This window comes from Longispora urticae (assembly GCF_053902585.1).
The window spans coordinates 1-18684 of the sequence record NZ_JAQZSH010000027.1 but is presented as its reverse complement, the minus strand read 5'-3'; the positions used below and the strand labels follow the sequence as shown (position 1 = coordinate 18684).

The following is an 18684-nucleotide window of genomic DNA, read 5'->3' as shown; positions in this document are numbered from 1 at the left end:
ATGTTCGTGTACCGGCTCCCCGCACCCGCACTCCGAGCCGGAGCGAGCATAAGAGCACCGGCGTTAACTGGCCGTGAAGGGAGTCACTTTCCGTCGAGGACGGTCCGGGCGTCCCAGAGCCACAGTTCGCCCGTCCATGTTGGAGATCCATAGAGGTCGGTCGCGGTCCGCAGCATCGCGTCCTCCTGCACCGGGTCGGCCTTGGGGACCATCACGATCGCGCCGGCCTTCCAGAACCGCAGGTCGTCGCGGGCCCGGGACCGGTCGGCGTCGGTGACCGGGTACGGCGCCCGGGTCTGCATCACCTTGGTGAACAGGTGGTCGGAGGCGCGCTTCGGCGGCCCGAACAGCGAGGTGCCGAAGTCACCGCCCGGGCCGAGGAAGTAACCCGCTGCGACGGGGAAGTCCAGGTTCCGCGAGGCCGACCAGCGCATGACGGTCGCGTCGCCCGCGTGCGGGGGCGGCAGGGTGACCATGGACCGGCCGCCGGTGACGTAGGGCTCGTAGGCGCCGCTGGCGATGAACTTCGGGACCGGGGCGTGCGTGGCGGGCAGGGGCACGGGCAGCAGCGGGACGAGCACGACGGCCAGCCCGATGAAGGCGACCCGGCGGAAGTTGGGCCGCTCGACGGTGACATCCAGCAGCCGCTGCACCGCTACGGCGGTGAGGATCCCGACGACGGGCAGCACGAACAGGCCGATCCGGACGGGTACGACGGTGTCGAACAGCGGCAGCTTGGCGAGCAGCCGCCACGGGCCGGGGATCCCGGTGTCCTGGGCGTAGGAGGTGACCTGGGGGCCGAGCGCGCACACGGACAGCACGACGCCGACGAGGGCCAGCGCCCTGACCCGGTGTTCGCGCCACAGCCAGGCGACGGCGACGACGACGGCGACGAGCAGCGGCCAGCCGAAGAAGGTGTTCTCCTCCGACGCGTTGGGCGCGAGCCGGTTGGCCACCACCGGGTCGCCGAGCAGGGACAGCCGGGAGAAGGACGCGAAGGACGCGAGGTCCGCGCCGTAGTGCTCGACGCCGAGCGGGAGGCTGCGGTAGCTCTGCCAGCCGAAGAACTGGTACCAGAGGGGGTACGCGAGCAGCGCCCCGGCGACCACGAAGGCGACCCCGAGCCCGGCGGCCATCGGCTTCAACGCGGCGCGCGCGGCGTCCCGGTCCAGGGCGGCGTACGCGAGGACGTACAGCCCGAGTCCGATCGCCGACAGGAACAGCACCTCCTCGTTGATGAACGCCTGCCACACGACGAGCAGGCCGAGCACGAGCCCACCCCGCAGCGGCCGGGTGTGCCGGAGCCGGAGCGCCGCCCAGAGGATCACGGGGATGAGGAACTGGGCGACCAGGTTCGGGTGGCCGTTGCCCTGGGACATCATGCCGGGGCCGAAGCCGCAGAGCGCCGCGCCGAGGAAGGCGGCGAGCCGGCTGGTGACGACGTGCCGGGACAGCAGCCAGTACCAGGAGCAGGAGGTCAGGACGAACGCCAGGGTCAGCATGACCAGGTACGACACGGCCGGCCCGAACAGCAGCGTGACCGGGATGAGCGGGATGGCGAGGGCGAGCACCGAGGTGTTGGCCATCAGGTTGACGCCGTCGGGCACGTTCATCATCGAGTCGTGCATGGGGTTCACGCCGTGGGTGACCGCGTAGGCGGCGTGGGACAGCATCCACTGGAAGAACGACTGGTCCGTCCCGTTCGTGGCGTGCAGCTGTTCCGTGGGATGGATCCAGAGTTGGGCAGTGACGTATATCGCAGCAGCGAAAAAAGCCCCGAAAACGGCTAAATCTCCGCGCCGGAGCCCGCCACGCCCGGAAGTTTCCTGGTTCGTCTCCACAGTTCAGAGAGGTTAGCGGAGCACGACTCACCGGCTTCGCACGCGTTGCGTCGGTACGCACCGTGTCTGGCTGGATTCAGTAGGCTCATGTGGGGTACGCCCAGGTCCGACATCGTGAGGAGGCGTACGCAACGTGACGACGACTAGTTCGTTCGTGGTGGTGGCCAATCGGCTGCCGGTCGACGAGGTGACCCTGCCGGACGGGCGCAAGGAGTGGCGACGCAGCCCCGGAGGGCTGGTCACAGCCCTGCACCCGGTGCTGGCCGCCGCCAAGGGCGGTTGGATCGGCTGGTCGGGCAGCGCGGGGCCGGCACCGGAACCCTTCGAGTTGGAGGGCATGCGGCTGCACCCTGTGCCACTGTCGGCCGAGGAGGTCGAGCGGTACTACGAGGGCTTCTCCAACAGCACGCTGTGGCCGCTGTACCACGACGCGGTCGAACCTCCGGTGTTCCGCCGCAGCTGGTGGGACAGCTACCAGCGGGTGAACGAGCGGTTCGCCCGCCAGGCCGCCGAGCTCGCCGCGCCCGGCGCCGTGGTCTGGGTGCAGGACTACCAGCTCCAGCTCGTGCCGGCGATGCTCCGCGAGCTGCGCCCGGACGTGCGGATCGGCTTCTTCCTGCACATCCCGTTCCCGCCGGTCGAGCTGTTCATGCAGCTCCCCCGCCGGGTCGAACTGCTCCGCGGCCTGCTCGGCGCGGACCTGGTCGGCTTCCAGCGCCCGCTCGCCGCGCAGAACTTCCTCCGGCTCGCCCGGCACCTGCTCGGCCTGCGTCCCCGGGGCGCGGTCGTCGAGGCCGAGGGCCGGTTGGTGCAGGCCGGGGCGTTCCCGATCTCCATCGACACGCACGCGATCGAGTCGGTGGCGGCCGACCCCGACGTCCGGGCCCGGGCGAAGGAGATCCGCCAGGAGCTGGGCGACCCGGAGACCGTGATCCTCGGTGTGGACCGGCTCGACTACACCAAGGGCATCGAACACCGGTTGAAGGCGTACCGGGAGCTGCTGAGCGACGGCAAGCTCGGCGTACCGGGCACGGTGATGGTGCAGGTCGCCACGCCGAGCCGGGAGCGCGTGGAGCACTATCACCAGCTCAGGGTCAAGGTCGAGCGCGAGGTGGGCCGGATCAACGGCGACTTCGGTCGGGTAGGTTTGCCCGCTGTGCACTATTTGCACCAGTCGTACTCGTTGCGGGAGCTGGCTGCGCTCTATCTGGCTGCGGATGTGATGATGGTTACACCTCTGAGAGACGGGATGAACCTGGTGGCCAAGGAGTACGTGGCGGCGCGTGTCGACCTCGGCGGGGCCCTCGTGCTCAGCGAGTTCGCGGGTGCCGCGGCAGACCTCCGCCAGGCGTATCTCGTCAACCCGCACGACCTCGACGGGCTCAAGGAGGCCGTGCTCACCGCCGCGCACGCCTCCCCGGCCGAGCTGAGCCGCCGGATGCGCGCGCTGCGCCGACAGGTCCGCAGCCACGACGTCCAGTTCTGGGCCCGGTCATTCCTCGCCGCCCTGGGGATCGACTCACGTTTCGATGACAACGACAACGACAGCGCCGACGAGGCGCTGCCGCGGGAGCACATAGCATGACCATGCACAATGTCGCCGCGTCGCTGGACGCGGGGCTTCGCGCCGCCCTCATCCACCTCGCCCGGGTGCCGAAACTGCTCGTCGCCTGCGACTACGACGGCACACTCGCGCCGATCGTGACCGACCCGTCCGCAGCCACACCGCTCCAGGAGGGCGTCGCCGCGCTCCGGGCGCTGTCCAGCCTCCCCGACACCCAGGCGGCGGTGATCTCCGGTCGGGCCCTGCGCGACCTGGCCGCCCTGTCCCGACTGCCCAGCGAGATCCACCTCGTCGGCAGCCACGGCTCCGAGTTCGACGTGGGCTTCGTGCACGGCCTGCCGGCCGAGGCCCTCGAACTGCACGCCCGGCTGCACGCCAAGCTCGTCGAGATCACCCGGGGCCAGCCCGGCATCAAGCTGGAGGTCAAGCCGGCCAGCATCGCGGTGCACACCCGCGAGGCCGACCGGGCGACCGCCACCGCCGTCCTCGAAGCCGTCCGCGGCGGCTGCGCCCTCTGGGAGGGCGTGCACGCCGGCGAGGGCAAGGAGGTGATCGAGCTCGCGGTGATCCCCACGAACAAGGGCACCGCGCTCGACCGGCTCCGGGCCCAGCTCGGCGCGCACGCGGTGCTGTTCGTCGGCGACGACGTCACCGACGAGAACGCGTTCGCGCACCTGCAGGGCCCCGACCTGGGCATCAAGGTCGGGCCGGGCGAGTCGCGGGCCAAGCACCGGGTCGCCGACCCGCAGAGCGTCGCGCTGCTGCTGGCGACGCTGTTCGAGATCCGGCGCAACTGGCTGCTGGGCGAGCGTTCCGTACCCATCGAGCGGCACACGATGCTCGGCAACGGCCGCAACGTCGCCCTGCTCACCCCCGACGCCCGGGTCACCTGGATGTGCCACCCGCGCTCGGACTCCGCGGCGCTGTTCGCGGACCTGCTCGGCGGCGAGTCGGCCGGGCACTGCACGATCTCCCCGGCCCGGCCCGGCCGCCCGCTGCTCGGCCAGCGGTACCGGCAGGCGTCGATGGTCGTGGAGACCCGCTGGTCGGGGCTGACCGTCACCGACTGGCTGGACGCCTCGCACACCGACGCCGACAAGACGATCCTCGTGCGGCACCTCGCCGGCGAGGAGCGGGCGCAGATCACCTTCGCGCCCCGTCCCGAGTTCGGGCAGGTGCCGGTGCGGCTCCAGCCCATGGGCGACGGCGGGCTGCACGTGCTCGGCTCCAACGAACCCATCGCGCTGTACGCGCCCGGCCTGGAGTGGGACATCCAGGACGACGCCGGGCACGACACCGCGCGGGCGGTGGTGGACCTCGCGGCGATGGGCGGCGAGTACACGATCGAGCTGCGGTGCGGCACCTCGGACCTGACGGCGCCCACCGTGGCGGCGCTGGTCCGGCGCGACGCGGTCGACGCGGAGAACCGGGCGTGGCTGTCGGGGCTGAACCCGCCGAAGCTGGCCCGCGAGGAGGTGCTCCGCTCGGCGCTGACCCTGCGGGCGCTGTGCGACGCCCCGACCGGCGCGATCCTGGCGGCGGCGACCACCTCCCTGCCGGAGACCATCGGCGGCATCCGCAACTGGGACTACCGGTACTGCTGGCTGCGCGACGCGGCGATGACCGCCCGCGCCCTGGTGGACCTGGGTTCCGTGCACGAGGCGGAGGCGTACCTGACCTGGGTGGCCGGCTGTGTCGAGCGCACCGGCGGACACCCGGAGCGCCTGCACCCGCTGTACACCCTCGACGGCACCGACCTCGGGGCCGAGGCCGTCATCGAGAACCTGCCCGGCTACGCCGGCTCGCGCCCCGTGCGGGTCGGCAACGCGGCCAACCGGCAGGTCCAGCTCGACGTGTTCGGCCCGATCGCGGACCTCGTGGCGGCGGTCGCCGAGCAGCGCGGCAAGATCACCGAGTACGAGTGGGGCATCATCGAGGCGATGGTGTCCGCCGTGGAACGCCGCTGGCACGAGCCCGACCACGGGCTGTGGGAGGCGCGGCTGCCCCCGCGGCACCACGTGTACTCGAAGGTGATGTGCTGGCAGACCGTCGACCGCGCCATCAAGGCCGCCGAACGGCACGCCATGCCGCAGGGCGAGGGCTGGCGGGTCCTGCGCGACCAGATCGCCGACAACGTCCTCAAGCTCGGCTGGAGCGAGGACATGAAGGCGTACCCGGCCGCGTACGGGTCCACCGACCTCGACGCCGCCTCGCTGTGGATCGGCCTGTCCGGGCTGCTCCCGGCGGACGACCCGAGGTTCCTGTCCACGGTGCTGGCCGTCGAGGCGGAGCTGCGCAGCGGGCCGGCGGTGTACCGGTACAACTCCGACGACGGGCTGCCCGGCGTGGAGGGCGGCTTCATCATCTGCGCGACGTGGCTGGTGGAGGCGTACCTGTTGACGGGTCGCCGGCACGACGCCGAGGAACTGTTCCAGCAGGTCCTCGACTGCGCCGGTCCGACCGGGCTGCTGCCCGAGCAGTACGACCCCGTGAACGAGCGCACCCTGGGCAACCACCCCCAGGCGTACTCGCACCTCGGGCTGATCCGCTGCGCCCAGCTCCTGGACGCCTGACGGCCCCGGGGAGGGCGCTGAGCCGTCCTCCCCGGGTTCACCGAAACCGCCTGGCGCCTCCCGTCCCGGGGAGGGAGACTCATCCCGTGGTCAGCGAGGAGCAGGCACGGGACATCGCGCAGCGGAAACTGGACGCCATGGGGTCGGGGGCGGCGTTGACCGGCGTCCTCGAGTACCCGTCGTGCTGGGTGTTCAACTGGGAGTCGGTGGCCTACCTCCGGTCTGGCGACTGGCGCGACCAGTTGGTGGGGAACGCGCCCTTCCTGGTGGACAAGCGCAACGGTGAGCTGCTGGGCACCGGCACGGCGCGTTCGGTCGAGTTCTACGTGGCGGCGCACGAGGCGGAGTTGGCGCGGGTCGCCGAGGAGCGGGTGGCCCAGTCCCGGGTCGATGATCTGATCCTCGCCGGCCGCGTGATCCAGGCGGTCCAGCTCCTCAAGCACCAGCGGGAGCGGCCCCTGAAAGAGTGCCTGGCCATCATCTCCGACCGCTACGACGAGCTACGCGCCCACCGGCCGGACGAGTTCACCCAACCGGCGGACGAATACGGGCTCGGGTTCTACTCCTAGCCGCCGACGTACAGTTGCGCGCATGGATGGGTTTCTCACGGCCGTGGTGACCTTCGCGGTCTACGGCGGGATCGCCGGCGGCCTCGGCTGGCTGGCGCTCCGGGCCCGGCGTCGGGGCACCGCGAGCGCCGCGCTCGGCGTGTTCGACGAGATCTACCGGCCGACCGCCGCCGAGACCCGGATCGAGATCCAGATCCAGGCGGAGCGCTCGGATCCCGTGATCACCCCGGACAAACTCTAGAACCCGACGGGTACGGGGCCCGGCGACACCGGTCGCACACCCGCCCACGGCGGCGGGCGTCGCTTACCCGGCCGCATCCGGGGCCAGGGCCGGCTCCGAGTTCTCCTCGACGGGTCTGTCGACGTCGCGCATGGCGACCAGGCCGTAGCCGGCGCCCACCAGGGCGATCACCGCGCCGACGGTGAAGATGAGGTCCATCCGGCCGAAGGCCACCCAGCCCAGGTCCAGCCGGAAGCTCGGGGACAGCGATCCGGCGACCGCCCCGGCCAGCGCCATCGAGCCGATCGACGCGACGCTGTTCACGGGGATCAGGGTGGCCCAGAACCGCCCCTGGTACTCCCTCGGCACGAGCTTGAGCACGATCGGGGTCAGCACGGTGTTGACCACGCCGAGGGACAGGCCGAGCGCGGTCAGCGCGCAGATGCCCGTGACGATGCCGGTGGAGCGGGCGTAGCAGAGGAACAGCACGGCGAAGGCCAGGATGCCGTACCGGTAGGTCCGGCCGTGTCCGAACCGGTCGCCCAGCCTGCCACCGGTGAGCGAGCCGATCAGGAAACCGGCGCCGAGGGCCCCGCCGAGCGCGCCGAGCCAGTTGGGGCTGACGTGCAGGTTCTCCTGGATGAAGTACACGTCGAGCGCGTTGACCGCCCCGACGCCCAGCATCGACAGCACGATCACGGCGAGGAGCGCGACGAGTGCCCGGCTACGCCGGATCAGTCGCAGGCCCTCGACCAGTTCGGCCCGGACGCTGGCGTCGGCCCTCGGCTCGGCGGGCACCTCGGTGACCGGCGGCCGCACGGCCCGGATCGCCGCGAACGAGGCCAGGAAGGACACGGCGTTGGCGATCAGCGCCCACTGTGGACCCACCGTGAAGAGCAGCGGGGCGGCGAGCGGCGGGCCGATGATCGAGGCGAGCGCGTTGGTGGCCTGGCCGTAGCCGGCGGCCCGGCCCCGCTGGTCGGCGGGGACGACGTCGCCGATCATCACGGCCCGGGCGGGGTTGAAGAACTGGGACACGGCGGTCGTCAACGCGACCGCCAGGCCGGTCAGCAGCAGGACGAGGGCGACCGGCACGCTGCCCGCGGGGAGGAACGCGAGCCCGGCGAGGGCCGCGATCAGTGCGGCCCGGAGCAGGTCGGCCCGCAGCATGGTGCGCTTCTTGTTCCACCGGTCGACGTAGACGCCGGCCACCGGGCCGACGAGCACCGTGGCGGTCGAGGCGACGATCAGGACCGCGGAGCTCGCCATCGGGGCGTACGACTTGCCCTTCAGCAGGACCGTGGCCACCCACAGCAGGAGCGTGGTGTGAAAAACCATGTCTCCGACCAGCGAGACGGCCTGCCCCAGCCAGAGGTACCGGTAGTTACGGTTGATCAGCACCGCGCCAGTCTGCGCGAAAGTCCCTGCCGCCGCTGCCCCGTGCCCGGCGGGGGTAGTGCCCGGTCTACCGTCGCGGTGGGGCCTGGGACCGTTTCCGGGGGCGGGCTGGCTAGTAGCGTCGTCGGTATGTCGAGCGAAGCCGCCCTGTGGCCCGCGATGGCCCGTCCGGTGCGCTTCCTGCGTTCCTGGTGGCCGTGGCGGTGCCTGGCGTACCTGGTGAGCACGCCGGTGTTCGCGGTCGCCGGCTGGGCCGTGCTCGTACCCACGTTGGTGCTGGTCGGGGTGCCCGTGGGCCGGTGGGAGCGGTGGCGGCTGCGGCTGGTGCGTCCGGCCGGCGCGCCCGATCCGCACGGCGCGGCCGGGCCGGGCCGGCGGGCGTGGCTGGCGACCCGGCTGCGGGAGGGCGCGACGTGGCGGGAGTTCGGTTACGCGCTGTGCCTGCTGACCCTGCTGCCCGCCGTGGACCTGATCGGGCTGACCGTGCTGGGCATGTGCCTGGTCCTGCTCCTGCTGCCCCTGTTCGTGGTGATCGGGAACGACGCGCGGCTGCGGTTGGGGGCGCACGTGGTCGACACGTTCGGGGAGGCGGTGCTGTTCAGCCTGGGCGCGATGGTGCCGCTGACGGTGCTCGTCGGGTACGGGCTGTGCGTGCTCGCCGGGGCGCAGGCGGAGTTCGCCCGCTGGTTGCTGGCCCCCACCCAGGCCGCGCGGGTGCGGGAGCTGGCCGGTTCGCGGGACCGGCTGGTGGCCGCGTTCGAGGCGGAGCGGCGGCGGATCGAGCGGGACCTGCACGACGGGGCGCAGCAGCAGCTGGTACTCCTCAGCATGACTCTGGGGTTGGCGGCCCGCGAACTGCCCGGGGACGGCCGGGCCGGGGTCCTCGTCGCGGACGCGCACCGGCAGGCCCGCCAGGCGCTGTCCGGGATCCGGGAGCTGGTCCGGGGCATCCATCCGCGCCTGCTCACGGACCACGGGCTCGCGGCGGCGGTGGAGGAGCTGGCGGAACGGTGTCCGGTACCCATGGAGCTGGATGTCCGGTTGGACGCGCGGCCGTCGTCGGCGGTGGAGTCCACGGCGTACTTCGTGGTGTCCGAGGCGGTGAGCAACGCGGTCCGGCACGCCTCCGCTGGGCGGATCACGGTGCGGGGGGAGCACCGGGGCGGGCTGCTGGTGCTGACCGTCGTGGACGACGGGGTGGGCGGGGCGGACCTGGCCGCCGGCACCGGGTTGCAGGGCCTGGCGGACCGGGCGGCGGTCCTCGACGGCAGGCTGGTCGTGCACAGCCCGGCGGGCGGGCCGACCTCCGTGACGGTGGAACTGCCGTGGCAGCGCGGATAGGCCACGCGGCCGGGCCTGCGGGTGGGGCGACGTCGACAGGGGTGGAGGGGCCGTGGGTCTGCGGGTAGTGGTCGCCGAGGATTCGGTGCTGATGCGTGCCGGGCTGGTCAGGCTGCTGGAGACGTTCGGGCACACGGTGCTGGCGGCGGTCGGGGACGCGGACGCGCTGGTGGCGACTGTCGGGGAGTACCCGCCTGATCTGGTGTTGACCGATGTCCGGATGCCGCCGGGGCACTCCGATGACGGGTTGCGCGCGGCGGTGGCGTTGCGGGACGCGTACCCGGGGATGGCTGTTCTGGTGTTGTCCCAGCACGCGGCGACGGCCTATGCGGCGGAGCTGCTCGGGCCGGCCGGGCGGGGCGGGGTCGGCTACCTGCTCAAGGACCGGATCGGCGAGGTGTCCGAGTTCGCCGACGCCGTGGTCCGGGTCGCCGCCGGGGAGACGGTGATCGACCCGGAGGTGGTCCGGCAGCTGTTGTCCCGGCAGCGGGTCGCCGGGCCGCTCGACGCGCTGACGCCCCGGGAGCGGGAGGTGCTGGCGCTGATGGCCGAGGGCCGGGCCAACGCGGCCATCGCCCGGGAACTGCTGGTGGGCGACGCCGCGGTGGCCAAGCACATCGGCAACATCTTCGCGAAGCTCGGGCTGGCCGGCGGGGAGGACGGGCACCGCCGGGTCCTGGCCGTCCTCAGCTACCTGCGGCGCTGATCCCGATCAGAGCCCAGTCGACGGGTACTCGTGGCGCCCGGCCCGGTTTCCGCGCCGCTAGCGGGAGCAGGTCAGGTCGGTGGCGGGCAGCACCCCGTCGAGCAGGTATCCGTTGACCGCCCCCTCCACACAGGCGTTGCCCTCCGCCCCGAACACCAGGTGCCGGTACGCGTTGTCGAGGGTCACCATCCGCGACCCGGCCAGCGCCCGGTGCATGGCCAACTGCCCCGGGTAGGGCGTGCGCGGATCCCCGCTGGCCCCGACGATCAGGGCGGGCACGGTGTTCCGGATCCGGGTCGGCGCCTCGGTCGGGGCGGTGGGCCAGTACGCGCAGGGTGTGATGTTGCGGGTCAGCGGCCCGAAGAGCGGCTCGGTGGCCCGGTGCGCCTGGATGTCGCGGTAGTAGGTCTCGGGGTCGCGGGACGCCGCCCGGTCCGCGCAGAGCAGGAACGTGCCGTCGCCGGTCCCGGGCGCGGTGACCAGGGTCAGGTGGCGCAGGAGACCCGGGCCCGGGGTGACGGTGCGGCCGTCGGCGGCGTCGGCGAGGACCCGCACGTCGGCGGCGATCCCCGCGTAGTCCTCGTCGGTGTCGAACCGGATCGGCAGGAACAGCAGCAGCGGCAGCAGTTGGCTGTCGACGGTGAACTCCCCCACCCGCAGGGGGCGCGCGGTGGCGGCCCGGTGGACCCGCGCGACGGTGCCGAGCACGGCGTCCCGGGTCGCGCCGAGGTGGTAGGTCGCGTCGCGGCCGGCGGCCCAGCCGGCCCAGTTGCGCAGCGCCGCCTCGGTCGCCGCGCCCATCGCCCGGGTCACGCCGGGTCCGTAGGCGTCGGGGTCCACGGCGCTGTCGAGCACGAACCGGTCGACCCGGCCGGGGAACAGCTGGGTGTACACCGCACCCAGGTAACTGCCGCCCGACCAGCCCAGGTAGGACACCTTGGGCTCGCCGAGCGCGGCGCGGACCCGGTCCATGTCGCGGGCGGTGTTGCGGGTCGAGGCGTGCGCGAGCAGGTCCTCGTTGCCCCGGACGCAGCCGGCGGCGAGTTCCCGGGCGCGGGTGGCGGTCGCCGCGAACGTCTGCCGGTTCGGGCCGGCGCCGCGCATGGAGTGCCCGGTGTCCCACTGACACTTCAGGGGGGTACTGCGCCCCACGAAGCGCGGGTCCATCCCGACCAGGTCGTACCGGGCGGCCAGGTCCGGCGCGACCTCCGCCAGCTCGACGACCAGGTCGAGGGCGGGATCGCCGGGCCCGCCCGGGTTGGGCAGCAGGACGCCGCGCCGGTGCGCCGGGTCCGTGGCGGGGATCCGGGACAGCGCGACGCTGATCGTCCGGCCGTACGGGCGGGAGTAGTCGAGGGGCACGGCCAGTTCGGCGCACGAGGCGCCGGCGGCTTCGAGGGCCGCGCCGGATTCGTCGTCGGGGCCGGTGACGCAGGTGTGCCAGGTGAGCGGGGCGCCGGTGGCCGGGCCTCCCGGTGGGCCGGCGGCGGCGGGGCTGACCGCCGGGCCGACGCCGACGAGCAGCGCCGTGCCCACGGCGACGGCGATTCTGAGCGTGCGCATGGGTGTGTCCTCACAGGATTCGGGGAAGACCGGGCGCCTGCCCGTGGTCTCCCCCGACCCTAGGAATCCGGGGACGGTCGGGGCGATAGCGCCACCTGACGCCGACGGGGTAGACCTGGGTCTACCCCCTGGTCCCGCGTCCGGCTAGGCCACCCACCACCAGCCGTTGCGCAGTTGCCGGACCGGCCGGGCCCGGTGGTCGCCGATGGTGCGGACCGTCGGGTCGGCGTACTGGTCCGGGGATTTCGGATAGTAGGCGTATCCGGCTCCCCAGGTGCCGGCGAAGTCGCGGTCGGTCAACAGGAACAGGACGCACTCGGTGTCGCCGTCACCCACCGGGGAGCACCGGCGGTGAGCGACGCCGTCGAAGGCGATCTCGCGGACCGGCCACGGCAGCGCTGTCTCCCTGCCCAGTCGCCCGGCGGTGAAGTCGGCCACCAGCCGCCCGTACTGGTCCCGGTTACCCCAGCTGATGCTGTTGTGGTACGAGCGTTTGGAGTTCGAACTGCCGGGTGGCGTCGCGCTCACGATGGACAGCCCGACCCCCACGGCAGCCACGACGTACAGGAGTCTCAGTGCCAGGGTCGGCCAGTCGTACCCTCTCTCGAAGTACATGCTGGCGGCCTGCTTCTCCTTCCAGGCCCGCTTGGAGTACTTCGCGCCGAACCCCGAGACGACCACCACCGGCACCAACGTGGCGGCCACCAGCCACTGGCCGTTGACGGTGCCCACGAACCACTTCGCCCCGAGCCAGACCGTCAGGACGGTGGCCCACAGCACGGCGAACGCCACGATCCAGCGACGCCACCGCATGGGATGCTCGACATAGTCCATGTCGCGAGTGTGACAACTCCCTGCCACGCTCAGGCGAGCCGCTGGAACGCCGTCGGGGGCGGGCCGATCCGGAGGCGGAGGGCGATCAGTTCGGCGGACTCCTCCGGGCTGAGCTTCGACGTGTCCACCTCGAGGTCGTAGATCCCCGGGTCGTGGACGGCCTCCTGCCACAGGCGCACCGGGTCGGCGACCGTCCCGCCCTCCCGGTATCCGACGCCGCCCCAGGTGTCCCGGCGGCGCTGCCGGATCACCTCGATCGGGCACCGCACGCCGACGAACAGCACGGGGAGCCCGGCGAGCCGGCGGGCGGCGTCGGGCAGGATGCCGCGCGGGACGGAGTAGTCGTCGTGGTGCAGGGTGTCGGCGACGACGTTGAGGCCCAGGCGGCTGTGGGCGGCGATCGACTCGTACATGGCGGCGTAGAGGGTCACGACCAGGGGTTCCAGGTCGGGCGCCTCACCGCCGGGGCGTAACCCCATGCCGGGTTGGAGGTGTTTCGGGGTCATGGCCATGAACCGGTCGACGCCGAGGTTCATCCAGACGCCCGGCAGCCGGTCCTGCACGGCCGCCGCGATGCTGGACTTCCCGGACCGCCCCGCCCCGTTCAGGATGACGATCTGCCCTGGTCGGCCCGGTTCTGTCATGCGCACAGTTCACCACGGTCACCGCCCGGCCCGCTGACCGGATCAGAGCTCCTCCAGCACTCTTTCCAGGTGCTCCTCCGCGCGGAACGTCTCCTCCCAGCCGCGCCCGACCACCACGTACTCGACCGTGCCCGTCTCCTCGGTGGTGTCGCTGTAGATGATCACGCCCTGGTCCGAGCCGCGGGTGAACAGCAGCCCCTGCTCGCTCAGGGCCTTCGTGAGGATGGCGCACCCGGGCGCGGGCACGGCGATCCGCGAGGCGAGGACGTGGTGGTCGAGGTAGTCCTGCCCCAGGAGCCGTCGGCCGATGGTGTCGATGCCGGTCGTGCCGCCGACCCGCCCGTTGAACTCGTTGAACAGCAGTTCGCCGGACGTGGTGACGATCGCGTCGATGTTCATCGGCCCGTGGTAGCCGAGTTGCTGGGCGGCGATGGCGACCTGCTGCATGTACGCGCCCAGGTGCGCGTGCAGTCGGGGCGTGAGGTTCTGCGGCGGGTAGATGCTGCCCTTCCACGTCTCGGCCATCCGCAGGTCGCTGTAGCTCATCAGGGTCGGCGCGCCGGTCAGCGGCACGGACATGTCGGCGGACAGCTCGCGGACCGACTCGTGGTAGACCTCGACGATGTGCCGCGCGGGGCTCGCGCCGGCCGGCAGGTCGGGCAGCTCGGTGAGGCCGTGCGGCCGGAGCGCCGCCGCGACCGTCGCGGGGTCCGTCGCGGTCAGGTGGAGCACGTAGTGGGCGCCGGCCTCCTTGCCGCCCCGGACCGTGGTCAGCAGGATGTTGCCGTCCCCGCCGGCGTTCACGTCCTGCTTGACGATGACGGCCCCGGTGCGGGCGAGCAGGTCGGACACGCCGTCGACGAGCTCGGGTCCGCGGTCCACGACCCGGCCCTCCGGGACCGGGATGCCGCAGGCCGCCGCCATCGCCCGGAACACGGACTTGGAGTTGACGAGTTCCGCGGTCCCCTGCGCGAACCGGACGGACTCCGCCGCGCCGATGCCGAGCAGGCGTTCCCAGCCGGCGATGTCCCGGTCGTGGATGTAGCACTCCAGCCGCCACGGGTCGGTGGTACCGCTCGCGGCCATGAGGTCGCGCAGGGCCTCGGCGAGCTGGGGCCGGCCGCCGGAGTACCACCCGTCGCCGGGGTAGTCGCACAGGGAGAGCACCGTGGGGGGCGACGCGAGGCCGAGCAGCTCGGCGAGGTACGCCAGCCACGTTTCGCTGACCCCGCCCGGCAGGATCGCGATGTCGCCCTCGTCCATCGACCACAGCATCCGGTGGGCGAGGAAGCGGTAGGAGTCCTTCGCGTCCTCCGGGACGTCGTCCGGCCGGGCCGCCATCACGCGGCTGGTCGAATTGGCGAACATCAACTTCGGCACGGTCGTCCCCTCGGTTCGGCGTGGGCTCCACGGTTCCGGGACGGCCGGGAATTGTCTTCTCCCAAACTGCTCACATGGCAGACGCCGGGCCCGTTGCTCCTCACCCGCTGTGATCGCACTTTGGAAGAAGCACCGGCCCGCCGGCCCCACCAAGATGACGACTCACAGGACGCTTGCCGTCAGGTCATCGCAGGGAGTGGTGAAGGCCGTGAAACTCGAATCCGCCATGTCCACGGTCATGGATGTCAGATCCGCCTACATCCGGGCCCGATGGGCGTTCGTCGACGGGGCGGAAATGGTCCCGTTGCTGAGTTCGCTCGGCGCGACGGACGAGGATTTCGAGCGGCTGAAACTGGTGAGCGACCAACTGGAGTCGGACCCGACGCTGCCGTTCCGCCGGAGCAGGAACGGGCGGTTCTGCCTGGACCCGCGGACCCGGCGCGGCTACCGGCTGGAGTCGCAGCCCTTCGTGCTCTCCCGCGAGGAGGACTTCGTCCGGCACGACTCGGAGACGCCGCGCAGATTCGTCGAGGTACAGGACGACCTGCAGCACAACACCGCGCTCCAGGCGTTGCTCCTCTTGCAGTTCCTCGTCGTCAACGGGGTCGACATCGCCCGGCGGCCCCGGCTGGACTACGACCGCGACGAGTGGATCTGCACGCTGTTCAACCTCCGGACCGTCACGACCTCGGGCCTGCTGGGCGAACCCGCGCTGGAGGGTGTGCACTCCGACGGGGTGGACCACACGATGACCACGTTCCTGGGCTCCCGGAACATGACCGCCGACAGCGCGGAGACCTTCCTGCACGACATGGCGGAGGTCAACGGCAACCGGTGGAACGAGACGGATCCGGCACTGGTCAGGGGCCGGGTGCGGCACCGCGACTTCCTGGACACCCTGCTGCTCGTCGACCACGAGTACAAGCACAGTGTGTCGCCGGTGCACCAGATCGACGACGCGGAGCCGGCGCTGCGGGACATGCTCATCTTCTTCACCCGGAAGCCCGCCGAGCAGGGACACGTCTCGTTCCGGTACGACTCGGTCGCCCCGCACCGGACGCTGCCCGTGTCGTTCGACATTCCGGCGGCCGTCCCCGCGATCGCCCTCGTGAACTGAGACGGAGTACACCATGACGCAAGAGGTCGAGACCATTGAGCGCGTGTGGTACGACGGCAGTTGTCACTGCGGCGGCGTGACCTTCGCCGCGGCGGCCAGCCGGAAACTGACCATCACACTGTGCAATTGCGGGATCTGTTACCGGCACGGTCACCAGGAACTGATGGTTCCGGAGGAGCAGTTCACCCTGCATCAGGGGCAGCAGTATCTCAAGCCGTACCGGTTCGGGAACTGTATCGCCGACCACACCTTCTGTTCGGTCTGCGGAGTCATGCCGTTCTACCGTCCCCGGTCGCATCCGACCGGGTTCTTCAGTGTCAACGCGCGTTGTCTCGACCTGGCCGCCGCGGAGCACATCGAGTTCGTGGAGTTCGACGGTCAGAACTGGGAGGCGAGCATCGCCGCCGGCAGACACGTGCTGACGGAGTAGGTGACCTCGCGGATGGCGAAGGACGCCCTCACGATCGACGCCGTGCGCGGGCGCGGTGGGCTCAAGTGGGAGATGGCCGGCCCGGGGCGGCTGGCGGCGTGTGTGGCCGAGATGGACTTCGGGACCGCGCCCGAGGTCACGGAGGCGTTGCTCGACGCGGTGCGCCGGAGCCAGGTGGGTTACCTGACGTCGCGGCTGACGGACCGGCTGGCCGAGGCGTGCGCCGGCTGGCAGCACGACCGGTACGGCTGGGACGTGTCCCCCGGGGACGTGCGGCCGTTGCCCGACGTGATCCGGGCCCTGCACGTGGCCATCGACTGCTTCTCCCGGCCCGGCTCGGCCGTCATCGTGCCCGTGCCCGCGTACCCGCCGTTCCTGGCCGTCCCCCGGCTGCTCGGTCGGCGCGTCATCGAGCTCGGGATGGTCGAGTCCGGGGGCCGCCACGGCTACGACCTGGACGCGCTCGACCGGGCCTTCGCGGCGGGCGGCGGGCTGCTCGTCCTGTGCAATCCCCACAACCCCCTCGGCACGGTCATGGAGCGCGGCGAACTCCTGGCCGTCGCGGAGGTCGTGGAACGGCACGGTGGCCGGGTGTTCAGCGACGAGGTGCACGCACCCCTCGTCCATCCCGGGCACCGCCACGTGCCGTACGTGACCACCTGCGGGGCCGCGGCGGGGCACGCGGTGACGGCCACGTCGACGTCGAAGGCGTGGAACCTGGCGGGCCTGAAGTGCGCCCAGCTGCTGACCAGCAACGACGCCGACCGGAAGCGGTGGGACGACCTCGGCAGGCTGCACACCGACGGCACCGCCACCCTGGGCGTGCTGGCCGCCACGGCCGCGTACCGGACCGGCGGGCCGTGGCTCGACACCGTGCTCGGCCGGCTCGACCGGAACCGGCACCTGCTGGCCGAGCTGCTCGGCGCGCACCTGCCGGGGGCCCGCTACACGCCGCCCGAGGGCACGTACCTGGGCTGGCTCGACCTGCGCGCCTACCCGCCGGGCCTCGCCGAACGCGCGGCGGTGACCGTGATGGACGGCGCCGAGTTCGGCCCGCCCGGCGCGGGTTTCGTCCGGCTCAACTTCGCCACCACCCCGGCGATCCTCACCGGGATCGTGCGCCGGTTGGCTCAGGCCCACCCCGCGCGGATCGCGGACCCGTCGTGACCGTCGACGCGCGGGAGCGCGAACGGCCGGCCGGCGACCTGCTCCGTACCCATCGCGGGTTTCAGCTGTTGTTCGCCTCGGAGGCGATCAGCCGCACCGGCGGTCAGGTCACCCTCGTCGCGCTGCCGCTGATCGCGGTGCTCGTGCTGCACGCCGACGCCCGGCAGGTGGGGTTCCTGGTGATGGCGAGCACGCTCGCGTTCCTGGTCGTCGCGCTGCCGGCCGGGATCTGGCTGGACCGGCTGCGGCAACGGCCGGTGATGGTGGCCGCCGACCTGATCCGCGCGGTGGCGCTCCTGTCGGTGCCGGTGACCCTGGTGTTCGGGGCGCTCACCCTGGAACAGTTGTACGTGGTCGCCCTGGTCACCGGGGTCGGCAACGTCTTCTTCGACGTGGCGCAGCAGAGCTACGTGTCGTACCTGGTGGGCAAGGACCGCCTGCTGGCCGGCTTCAGCAAGCTGGAGGTCGCGGGGAACGGGAGCCTGCTCGTCGGTTCGCCGGCGGCCGGGGTGCTGGTCCAGTGGCTGACCGCCTCGGGCGCGGTGGCGTTCAACGCGGCCTGCCACGTGGTCTCCGCCGTGCTGCTCGGCGGGATCCGGCCCCGGGAACCGGAGGTCCGACGGCTCGGCGCCCGGCCGAAGCTGCACCGGGAGCTGACCACCGGGCTGCGGTACGTCGCCGGCCAGCCGATCCTCCGCCGGGTCGCGCTGCACGGCATGATCGCGCTGCTGTTCGAGTACGCGCTGCTCACCGCCCAGCCGCTGCTGCTGGTGAACACCCTCGGCCTGGGGGCCGCCGCCTACGGCGTGGTGACCGGGGCCATCGCGCTCGGCGGGGTGATCGGGAGCGTGTTCGCCAACCGGGTGGTCTCGCGGTTCGGGTTGGCGCGCACGCTGTGGCTGCCGTTCGCCGTGACGTTCCCGCTGCTCCTGCTGATGCCGCTGGTGGGCGCCGGCTGGCTGGTGGTGCTCTATCCGATCGGGTACGCCGCCTACATCGGGGGCAGCGCCATCCAGAACGTCGCCCAGATCACCTACCGGCAGGCCATCTGCCCGCCCGAGCTGCACGGCCGGATGAACTCGGCCATGCGGTTCGCGATGTGGGGCATGATGCCGGTCGGCGGGCTGCTCGGCGGCTTCCTGGTCGAGGTCGTCGGGGAGCGGAACGCCCTGTGGGTGTGCGCCGTGGGGATGCTGGCCAGTGCGCTGCCGATGATCGGGGGGTCGGTGTTCCGGCTGCCCCGGGACGGGGGGATCGGGCAGGGGTGAGGGGCTCCCGGGCGTCAGGCACTCCCGCCCGGGCACACCCCCGCGCGCGGGGCCGATTCCTCCGCCCCG

16 protein-coding genes are annotated in these 18684 nt (G+C 72.1%); 10 read left to right on the top strand and 6 right to left on the bottom strand.

Annotation, left to right across the window (positions count from 1 at the left end; all coding sequences use genetic code 11):
• Positions 1–83: 83 nt before the first annotated feature.
• A complete protein-coding gene (locus tag PT931_RS16395; RefSeq protein WP_456246606.1) occupies positions 84–1673 on the bottom strand; it encodes a hypothetical protein in 1590 nt (529 codons plus the stop codon).
• A gap of 301 nt (positions 1674–1974) precedes the next feature.
• On the opposite strand from PT931_RS16395, the gene PT931_RS16390 reads away from it, so the two are divergent.
• The 4 genes from PT931_RS16390 to PT931_RS16375 all read left to right on the top strand — a co-directional run bounded on the left by PT931_RS16390 (position 1975) and on the right by PT931_RS16375 (position 6788).
• Positions 1975–3426, top strand: a complete 1452-nt coding sequence (locus PT931_RS16390) for an alpha,alpha-trehalose-phosphate synthase (UDP-forming) (RefSeq protein WP_456246605.1) — start codon at positions 1975–1977, stop codon at positions 3424–3426.
• Positions 3423–5978, top strand: a complete 2556-nt coding sequence (otsB, locus tag PT931_RS16385; protein WP_456246604.1) for a trehalose-phosphatase — start codon at positions 3423–3425, stop codon at positions 5976–5978. The genes PT931_RS16390 and otsB overlap by 4 nt, the downstream gene beginning before the upstream one ends.
• Before the next feature lie 86 nt (positions 5979–6064).
• Entirely contained in the window at positions 6065–6547 is a 483-nt protein-coding gene (locus tag PT931_RS16380) for a YrhB domain-containing protein (protein ID WP_456246603.1), read from the top strand.
• A 22-nt stretch (positions 6548–6569) separates the two neighbouring features.
• On the top strand, positions 6570–6788 hold the full coding sequence (locus tag PT931_RS16375; protein ID WP_363728095.1) for a hypothetical protein: 219 nt from the start codon (positions 6570–6572) through the stop codon (positions 6786–6788).
• 63 nt (positions 6789–6851) lie between these two features.
• Here PT931_RS16375 and PT931_RS16370 read toward each other — a convergent pair whose 3' ends face one another.
• Complete coding sequence (locus tag PT931_RS16370) at positions 6852–8168, bottom strand: MFS transporter (protein WP_456246602.1); 1317 nt, start codon at positions 8166–8168, stop codon at positions 6852–6854.
• Positions 8169–8294: 126 nt separating this feature from the next.
• On the opposite strand from PT931_RS16370, the gene PT931_RS16365 reads away from it, so the two are divergent.
• Together PT931_RS16365 and PT931_RS16360 are read left to right on the top strand one after the other, a co-directional pair.
• The gene (locus PT931_RS16365; protein ID WP_456246601.1) at positions 8295–9506 is read left to right on the top strand and encodes a sensor domain-containing protein; all 1212 of its coding nucleotides are present in this window, start codon (positions 8295–8297) and stop codon (positions 9504–9506) included.
• Between the two features lie 58 nt (positions 9507–9564).
• Positions 9565–10212, top strand: a complete 648-nt coding sequence (locus PT931_RS16360) for a response regulator (RefSeq protein ID WP_456246856.1) — start codon at positions 9565–9567, stop codon at positions 10210–10212.
• Between the two features lie 57 nt (positions 10213–10269).
• On the opposite strand, the gene PT931_RS16355 is transcribed toward PT931_RS16360, so the two are convergent.
• From PT931_RS16355 to PT931_RS16340, 4 genes are all read right to left on the bottom strand, one after another.
• Positions 10270–11775, bottom strand: a complete 1506-nt coding sequence (locus tag PT931_RS16355; protein ID WP_456246600.1) for an alpha/beta hydrolase — start codon at positions 11773–11775, stop codon at positions 10270–10272.
• Positions 11776–11919: 144 nt separating this feature from the next.
• Positions 11920–12609, bottom strand: coding sequence for a hypothetical protein (locus tag PT931_RS16350; RefSeq protein WP_456246599.1), 690 nt, complete (start codon positions 12607–12609; stop codon positions 11920–11922).
• 29 nt (positions 12610–12638) lie between these two features.
• Positions 12639–13253: a chloramphenicol phosphotransferase CPT family protein gene (locus PT931_RS16345; protein WP_456246598.1), complete on the bottom strand. Its 615-nt coding sequence runs from the start codon at positions 13251–13253 to the stop codon at positions 12639–12641.
• A gap of 42 nt (positions 13254–13295) precedes the next feature.
• Positions 13296–14633 (bottom strand): preATP grasp domain-containing protein, encoded by a 1338-nt coding sequence (locus PT931_RS16340; protein WP_456246597.1) that lies wholly within the window; start codon positions 14631–14633, stop codon positions 13296–13298.
• 208 nt (positions 14634–14841) lie between these two features.
• Between PT931_RS16340 and PT931_RS16335 the strand changes: the two genes are divergently transcribed.
• The 4 genes from PT931_RS16335 to PT931_RS16320 are packed head-to-tail and all read left to right on the top strand — an operon-like array spanning position 14842 to position 18615.
• Positions 14842–15750 carry a 2OG-Fe dioxygenase family protein gene (locus PT931_RS16335; RefSeq protein WP_456246596.1) on the top strand — a complete coding sequence of 303 codons (909 nt, stop codon included), beginning with the start codon at positions 14842–14844 and terminating at the stop codon, positions 15748–15750.
• A 13-nt stretch (positions 15751–15763) separates the two neighbouring features.
• Positions 15764–16180 carry a GFA family protein gene (locus tag PT931_RS16330; RefSeq protein WP_456246595.1) on the top strand — a complete coding sequence of 139 codons (417 nt, stop codon included), beginning with the start codon at positions 15764–15766 and terminating at the stop codon, positions 16178–16180.
• Between the two features lie 12 nt (positions 16181–16192).
• Positions 16193–17347: a MalY/PatB family protein gene (locus tag PT931_RS16325; protein WP_456246594.1), complete on the top strand. Its 1155-nt coding sequence runs from the start codon at positions 16193–16195 to the stop codon at positions 17345–17347.
• On the top strand, positions 17344–18615 hold the full coding sequence (locus tag PT931_RS16320) for an MFS transporter (protein WP_456246593.1): 1272 nt from the start codon (positions 17344–17346) through the stop codon (positions 18613–18615). Before PT931_RS16325 ends, PT931_RS16320 begins: the two co-directional genes overlap by 4 nt.
• Positions 18616–18684 lie beyond the last annotated feature (69 nt).